The sequence below is a fragment of the uncultured Rikenella sp. genome (assembly GCF_910579375.1).
GTDB lineage: Bacteria > Bacteroidota > Bacteroidia > Bacteroidales > Rikenellaceae > Rikenella.
In genome coordinates, this window is sequence record NZ_CAJTUJ010000083.1 from 1 (window position 1) to 8,050 (window position 8,050).

The window sequence follows — 8,050 nt, forward strand, 5'->3', positions numbered from 1 at the left end:
ATAACAAATAAATGCCGTTGATGGTACTCGTGGCAGAGGATCTGGAAATTCCGCTGTTGCCGCATTGTCGCAATTCTCCTCCCTGTTTGTCATATCCCGAGTCGCGGGAGCCCGGGGCGCACCGCCCGGCACTCGAAAACCGACCGCTTCCGCCACAAAGAATCCGCCACAAAGAATCCACCCCAACGAACACCCCCAAGAGAGATTACATGTCCGGAATTTACATACACATCCCGTTTTGTCGTCAACTCTGCCACTACTGCGACTTTCACCACAGCGCCTCTCTCGCTCGGAAAGGAGAGATGATCGAAGCCATCCGTCGCGAACTGGCCCGTCGCCGCGACGAAGTCGCCCCCCGGAGCGTCGAGACCCTCTATTTCGGCGGCGGCACCCCCTCCGTTTGCACCCCCGGCGAGATCGCCCCGCTCGTCGCTCAGGTGCAGGAGCAGTGGGCCGTCGACCGGTTCGAAGAGGTGACCCTCGAAGCCAACCCCGACGACCTGACCCCCGGTTATCTTTCCGCCCTGCGCGACATAGGCATTGACCGCCTAAGCATCGGCGTGCAGTCGTTCCACGACCGACACCTCGAACGGATGAACCGCCGCCATACCGCCCGTGCCGCCGTCGAAGCCGTCGAAGCCGCCCATGCCGCCGGTTTCGAAAACCTGACGATCGATCTGATTTACGGCCTGCCCGGTATGACCCTGCGCGAGTGGCAGGAAGACCTGGCACAGGCCGTCGCCCTGCCCGTGCAGCACATTTCGGCCTACCACCTCACCGTCGAGCCCCGCACCGTTTTCGGCAAACAGGGGCTGGCACCCGTCGAAGAGACCGTTTCCGAACAACACTTCTCCTTCCTGCGCGAACGGTTGCAGTCCGCCGGTTTCGAACACTACGAAGTGTCTAACTTCGCCCGTCCCGGCTATCGGGCCCGCCACAACAGCGCCTATTGGCTCGGCGCGCCCTATCTGGGCGTCGGCCCCTCCGCCCACTCCTACGACGGCTCTCGGCGGCGGAGCTGGAACGTAGCCAGCAACCCGCTCTATCTGTCCGGGACTCCGCCCGAAGAGGAGCTCCTGACCGACACCGACCTTCAGAACGAATACCTGATGACCCGTCTGCGTACCGTCGCCGGCCTTTCCACCGCCGAGTTTTCGGCCCGTTTCGGCGAAACGGAGACCCGCCGCCTCGAAACGCAATGTGCGGTTTTCGAAGCGGCGGGCGATCTCTGCCGGACATCGTTCGGCTGGGCCATCCCTCCGGCGCGGTGGTTGATTTCGGACTATGTGATTTCGCGTCTTTTCCGTTGACGTGTGCGACAAGGAATCTATTCGACGGTGTAGAAGATCAGTACGGCGTTGTCGTTTTCGTCGACTTGTAACCCCTCTCTATACGGAGCGTAACGGGGATTTTCGAGAAATTCCACCGCCTCCACCGCCTCCACAAACTGATTGTCGACGGAGCATACGATCAATTTGGACGTCGAGCCATTGTCTCGGCGACTGATATATTGTTTTCCGCTCTGCGGATGGTAATACCAGCAATATCGATCCTCTCCCATCGCGAATGCCAGTCCCCACCAATCCCGGGTCGGATGGAAGTTCAGGAAACAGGCCATCTTGTCTTTTTTGAGTCGCTCGAACATCTCTCTTTGCTCCAATTTTGCAACATAGTCCGGCGTAATCGTATGTGTTCCGAAATCGAACTCCGTTTTACGGACATCTTCGGGCCGTGTACCCACGGTATAAATCGCGGGAATGAAATCCAGCAGGTAATAGACCTGTTCGCCGGCCTGAGTAAAAGGCCGGGGGGGCTCGATGCTGAATGTCGTGGTCGCCAATGCGGGTTTAACGGCACGAATGCTCTTATTTCCGGAGGGAAGCGCGACAACCAGCGTGCCTTTCGGGTCGGCGGTGGATTTGAATGCTTTGAATCGATCCGTTATCCATAAAGCATCTGCCGAAATTTTCAACGACATGGAACGAAGATAGTCTCCCGCCAACGAATAGAACTGTACTTTTTGTCCCTCCAATGGGAGAACACATAACGAATTGTTATGATAACAAAAATCTTTTATCGCCACGTATTCCCGCGGGCCATGTCCCAAATTCCGTACTTTCGACAGATATTTGCCGTTCGAGTCGAATATCAGAATTTGAAACCGATCCTGAACAAAGATGCATCGATCCGTAGCTTGTACCTTGAAGAACTGATCGACGAAAGTCTCTTTATGGGTCTCCAGCGGAACGACTTTCGTCACTTTCAACGTGGGTTTGGGAGCGTCGAAATCAACGGTAATCTTATTTTGTCCGGCAACCGAAAAGAGGTTCAGGCAGATACACGACAAAGAGATGATTAGCAATCGTAATGTTTTCATTTCCATTAAAATGACATTCCCACACCAATCCTAGATGTGGGAACGAAGTAATCAGTCATATTAAAACAGACATTCAGCGGAACCTTTCGGTTTACAGATATGCGACCCGTCACTGTCCGTATACAAAACCCACCATCTTGCTCCTCCTCCAATATCTATAATACCCTCGTCGTTTACTGCCATCGCTTCGAGGTTGGCGAGGGTCAGTTCTTCCTGAATAGTCATCGGGGTTTGCGCTTTCAGGTAGGTCATCGCGGCGCCGCCGCAAATCAGGGCTGCACCACCGGCGGCCAGCAGAATTTTGGTCATTTTCTTCATGACTTCAAAAATTAAAGGTAACTAAAAATTGTGTCTCCCCGAAGGTTTTCAGAGAAATCACACTTCAAATATAATCCAAAGAGTCGAAAACGGCAATATTTTGTTGAATTATTTTATTTCTAAAATTATTCGAAAATAATGGCTCTGTCGGCGGCAATAAAAACAGGGAGACTCGCGGTGAGTCCCCCTGTGGAAAATAGGTGATACCTAAGTTTGTCGGAGGCGCCTACTGCAACGGAGGGTCGCCCAGAGAATCGTCGGCGGAGACTTTATCCATAATCTCTGCGAATTCGGCGAGGCCTTTCTCGCTCAGGACGGGATAAAGGGCGTGTAGGGACATCAGGGCGAGGTAATCCAACCGGTTGGCTACGTCGTCGGCGCCATAGGCCTGGTAACCGTAGTTGAGGCACCAGCGGGTCAAAACGTAATGGCAGGCGTGGATGTCTTCGAGCTGTTGGCGGGTGGCTTCTTTCCGAATATAGCCGTTTCCGGTCAGAAGCTGGACGGCGCGACGCCCGAGCGAAAGGTGGTGCTCTTCGTTGGCGCGGTTCACTTCCCGGTCGCGGGTCATGGCGCCGAGGTCGGAGCTGCGGAACAGCACGACGCCGCGGTATTTGTAGTCGAGGCGGATCCGGACGCGGTTGAGGAGGTAGTATTGACGGAGGTCGAGCAGGGTGGTCAGCGGGCGGACGAGGTGGTCGTATTCGTCGAGGTAGCGCTCCCACAGGGCGTAACAGATGTCTTCTTTCCGCGAAAAGTGGTAGGTGATGTTCCCGGGGCTCAGCCCCAGGGAACGGGAGAGGGCGTCGATCCGAAAGTCGACCATCCCGGTGTCGTTGATGAGTTCGAGCGAGCGGCGAAGGATGGTGTCGCGGGTCGAGGGCTCGTCGGATACGCCGGGCACTACGAGGGCGGATGCCGTCGGGTGTTTCTCTTTCTTGATTACAGCCATGGCGTCTCTATTTTATTTGGTTGGCAATGTTTTTAAACTGGCGGCGCCCTTCGTCGGTGAGGTAGGGCAGGAGTTGCAGGAGCGAGAGGGAGACGTAGCGGTTTACGGCCTCTTCGAGGCGGTCGCCGCCGTGGTTGGCGAAGGCGTTGTTGATCCACCAGCGCAGGAGGGTGATCTGGGAGGCGAAGATCAGGTCGCGCAGGAGGGGGTCGGCGATGGGGCGAAGGCAGCCGTTTTCGGTCAGACGGTCGTAGCAGGCGTACATCCAGGTGCGGTTGGAGTCCATCCATCGGGCGAAGGTGGCGTGTTCGCGACGCAGGACGCCGAGGTCGCCGAAGTAATAGGCGGTCACGCCGACATAGGCGATGGCTTTGGAGGCGATGACGCGGAAGTAGAGGTAGAGTTGTTTGATGTCGAGAAAGGGGGTGATGATCTCGGCGAGGGTGGCACGCATGGTGGTCTCGTATTGCTCCCAGATGGCGGCGATGATGTCTTCCTTTTTGGGGAAGTGGTAGGTGATGTTCCCGGGGCTGAGGGAGAGGGCGCGGGCGACGGTCTCGATCCGGAAGTCGACGATGCCGGTGCGGTTGATGACTTCGTTGGCCATGGCGACGATCAGTTCGCGGGTGGAGTGTCCGGAACGGCGGCCGGAGGCGCGGGTGCGGTCGGCGAGGTCGAGGTGGATGTCCTGGAGGTCGGCGAGGTCGGGCTCGGCGCGACGGGGACGGCCGCGTTTGCGTTTGGGCTGGTCGAGAAGGGGGCCGTTCTTGCGCGGACGGCCGCGTTTGCGTTTGGCAACCTGGGGTTCGGTGGTTTCGTCCTGGGGTGCGGGATGGAGGGGTTTGGTGGATGTGCTCATCGTGTTTCCGTTTTTGTTTCCCGGGCGCCCGGGGTGGCGAGGGCGGCTGGAGGGGTGAGGGTTCGTCGCTCTTTCCGATCTTCTTCCGGGGAGCGGGGGCTCGGGGGAGGGGTGGAACCGAAAAGTAAACCAATTTCAATCAAATATATGAATTATATCGGATAAATTTTACGGTTCGGGCGAAGAAAACTGGCGGCTGTTTGAATTTTTTCAAAAACTATTGCGGGTGTCGCGGATTTTCCTGCAAATTTCTTGCCAATCTTCATCTTCGGAGCGGGGAGTATTGTGTTTTCCTTTTTCGGCCCAAAAGAATAACTTTGCGTCTGTTCCGGCGGTTTTGTCGGTTCTTTGACGGTGCGGCGGCGCGGCCCCGGGCTTCCGCGACTTCGGTCGCGCGAGCTGGGAGGGCATAGCAAGGAACATCGGCAGCAACGGTTACAGCTGGTCTTCCGCCACGAGCGGCGTCCACGGCCTGGGCTTGAATTTCCATTCGCAGCGCCTCTACCCCAGCCTCTCGGACCGCCGCGGCCACGGCTTTCAGTTGCGTTGCCTCTCGGAATAAACGGGGACGAGAGGCACGCGGGGGGCAATGGGCCGGAGCTGCCCCATGTAGCCGAACTTTGTGCGGACGGACGCCCGGGAGGTGTGTCATGAGGTAGAGGCGGCCAGTAAAAGACGCTGGGCGTCCCCTCCCGGGGGCTGCGGGCCGACCGTTGACACGGCGAACTGCGCGGCTCACAGAGCCGCAGGAGCAAGCCTTTTTCTGTCGGGTTCGGGCTGCGCGCGCCAGGGGTGGGCCGAACGGCTCAGTACACAGGCTCGGCGCCCGTTTATCACGTCTGCCATGTTCGGCCTGTCGCCCATCCCCCCCGAGGCGCTCCGCGCCTGGGCGACAAGGCCGGCAGTTCGGGGAACCGCGCTATTCGCATTCGGTTTAAGCGGCCGAAGCCTGCGGGACCCACTGCAACGTGAGTTGCGGGCCTCCGCTGCGGGAGGCTTCGGCTCGCGCGACTCTGCGAGTCGCAAAAGCACAGTCCAACCCACGGCCCAAAACACTGCCCCGTGTCCGCCTCACTGCGGCTCCGCTGGCGCTCCACCGGTGCCGCTCGGCACCCGAAAGATGGGCGGGTCTACTCCTAAACGTCGCCCGTTGGGATTTCATCTCGATTTTGCTATCGCAAAATGAGCGAAATCCCTCTTTAGGCGGGCGGGCGACGAATTTTTCGTGCAGTGTCATTTTTTCGCGCGCCGGGGAAATCTTGTCAAAACGCACAAAGTGCATTTTGACGATTTCCCTCTTTAGGCGACGAGCGATCGAGCTTTGTCCCGCCTGGAACTGTTCTTTTTGGCTTCGCGTTGCCTTCGGCTTCCTCGTGCTACCTCGGCAAAGCCCGCAAGCGGTCTCTGCCCTCGGTACGCTACTCGGTTCCTCCTCGCCGCTCGGCAATTCGCAAACTGCGTTTGCATTGCTCTCGCTGGCAGCGTCGGTTGTGAACAAAAAGAACCAAAAAAACTTTAGAGCGCATCCCTAAAGGGATGCTTTGGCCGGGTCTAACCGCATCACTCAACCACACAGGGGACGCGATGCGGTCGCGCTTCCGAATACACAAATAATTTAAAACTCTTAACTTCATAACTACGATGTACGGAAAAGTCAAACAGTACCTCACGGATGAGCTGGCGGCGATCGACGCGGCCGGACTCTACAAACGGGAACGCATCATCACCACTCCGCAACGGGCGGAAATCAAGGTGGAGGACGGACAACAGGTGCTCAACTTCTGCGCCAACAACTATTTGGGGCTCTCGGACAATCCGAGGCTGATCGAGGCGGCGAAACGGGCCATGGATACGCACGGGTTCGGGATGTCGTCGGTAAGGTTCATCTGCGGGACGCAGGACATTCACAAAGAGCTGGAACGTGCCATTGCCGACTATTTCGGAACGGAGGAGACGATCCTCTACGCTGCTTGTTTCGATGCGAACGGGGGGGTGTTCGAACCGATCCTGGGCGAGGAGGATGCCATTATTTCGGATGCGCTGAACCACGCCTCGATCATCGACGGGGTGCGGCTCTGCAAGGCGAAACGGTATCGGTATGCGAATGCCGATATGGAAGATCTCGAAACGCAGCTCAAACTGGCGCAGGCGCAGCGGTTCCGCATCATCGTGACGGACGGGGTCTTCTCGATGGACGGCAATGTGGCGCCGATGGATCGGATCTGCGAACTGGCGGAAAAATACGATGCGCTGGTGATGGTGGATGAGTGCCACTCGGCGGGGGTCGTGGGGCCGACGGGGCGAGGGGTGACGGAGCTGTTCGACGTCCGGGGACGGGTCGATATCATCACCGGGACGCTGGGCAAGGCGTTCGGTGGGGCGGTGGGCGGTTTCACCACGGGACGAAAGGAGATTATCGACATGCTGCGGCAGCGGTCGCGGCCTTATCTCTTCTCGAATTCGATCCCGCCGGCGGTGGTCGGAGCGGGGATCGAGCTGTTCCGCATGCTGGGCGAAAACGACGACCTGCACGCGAAGCTGGCGGAAAATGTGACCTATTTCCGCGACCGGATGATTGCGGCGGGTTTCGATATCAAACCGACGCAATCGGCGATCTGTGCGGTGATGCTGTATGATGCGAAGCTGTCGCAGGTGTTCGCGGCGAGGTTGCTGGAGGAGGGGATTTATGTGACGGGGTTCTACTATCCGGTGGTGCCGAAGGATCAGGCGCGGATCCGGGTACAGGTGTCGGCGGGACACGAACGGGAGCACCTGGATCGGTGTGTGGAGGCGTTCACGAAGGTGGGACGGGAGCTGGGGGTGTTGAAATAACGGTCGGTGCCTGAACGGGTTATTGACCTTGGAAAGGGTGTTCCGCGCTCCGCGCAGAGCACCTTTTTTATTTCGCACGGTTCATTATTTCGGGGGCTATTTGGCACGTTGCGCGGCACAGCCTTTCTCCCGCCCCGGGCTTCCGCGACCACTCTTCGGGCGCGCTGGACGGCTTCGGCAACGAGGGGACGGTCTGGTCTGCGTCGGTGCCCGACGGCAGCACGGGCGCCTGGCGTTTGTTGTTCTATGCGACGGGCATGTATCCTTCGACTGCGAACGATCGCGGCTACGGTTTTCTGTTGCGTTGCCTCTCGGAATAAACGGGGAAAGAGTGGGCCGGTGGACAATGGGCCGGAGCTACCCTATATAACCGAACTTTGTGCGGACGGACGCCCGGGAGGCACGGCAACTCTCGACGCGGAGCGGCGTGTTGCGGGCCTACCGAGGGGAGGCGTCCGGCCCGCGCGACCCTAAAGGGTCGCAAGAGCACAGCCTATTCATCTCTTTTAAGTTGTTCGCCGCCAGCGGTGAGTGTAACGAGCTCCGACGAGTTGCAGTCCGCCGCAGGGGGTGGCGGCGAACTGCGCGGCTCAAAGGGTCGCAGGAGCACAGTAACGGTTCAGCTCAATCCACAACCCCAATCTCTTGTATTCGGCCTGTCGCCCATCCCCCCGAGGCGCTCCGCGCCTGGGCGACAAGGCCGGCGGTTCGA

6 protein-coding genes are annotated in these 8,050 nt (G+C 58.4%); 2 read left to right on the plus strand and 4 right to left on the minus strand.

The annotated features are described in order from the left end of the window. Nucleotides 1–209: 209 nt before the first annotated feature. Entirely contained in the window at nucleotides 210–1,310 is a 1,101-nt protein-coding gene (gene hemW / locus QZ302_RS07270) for a radical SAM family heme chaperone HemW (RefSeq protein ID WP_294594042.1), read from the plus strand. Between the two features lie 17 nt (nucleotides 1,311–1,327). On the opposite strand, the gene QZ302_RS07275 is transcribed toward hemW, so the two are convergent. The 4 genes from QZ302_RS07275 to QZ302_RS07290 all read right to left on the minus strand — a co-directional run bounded on the left by QZ302_RS07275 (nucleotide 1,328) and on the right by QZ302_RS07290 (nucleotide 4,506). Beyond that, entirely contained in the window at nucleotides 1,328–2,377 is a 1,050-nt protein-coding gene (locus tag QZ302_RS07275; protein ID WP_294594045.1) for a 6-bladed beta-propeller, read from the minus strand. 60 nt (nucleotides 2,378–2,437) lie between these two features. Then, on the minus strand, nucleotides 2,438–2,695 hold the full coding sequence (locus tag QZ302_RS07280; protein WP_294594047.1) for a hypothetical protein: 258 nt from the start codon (nucleotides 2,693–2,695) through the stop codon (nucleotides 2,438–2,440). A gap of 226 nt (nucleotides 2,696–2,921) precedes the next feature. Continuing rightward, complete coding sequence (locus tag QZ302_RS07285) at nucleotides 2,922–3,647, minus strand: TetR/AcrR family transcriptional regulator (protein ID WP_294594049.1); 726 nt, start codon at nucleotides 3,645–3,647, stop codon at nucleotides 2,922–2,924. Between the two features lie 7 nt (nucleotides 3,648–3,654). Next, the gene (locus QZ302_RS07290) at nucleotides 3,655–4,506 is read right to left on the minus strand and encodes a TetR/AcrR family transcriptional regulator (protein ID WP_294594051.1); all 852 of its coding nucleotides are present in this window, start codon (nucleotides 4,504–4,506) and stop codon (nucleotides 3,655–3,657) included. A 1,641-nt stretch (nucleotides 4,507–6,147) separates the two neighbouring features. Between QZ302_RS07290 and kbl the strand changes: the two genes are divergently transcribed. Beyond that, nucleotides 6,148–7,338, plus strand: a complete 1,191-nt coding sequence (kbl, locus tag QZ302_RS07295; protein WP_294594053.1) for a glycine C-acetyltransferase — start codon at nucleotides 6,148–6,150, stop codon at nucleotides 7,336–7,338. The last annotated feature ends 712 nt before the right edge of the window (nucleotides 7,339–8,050 follow it).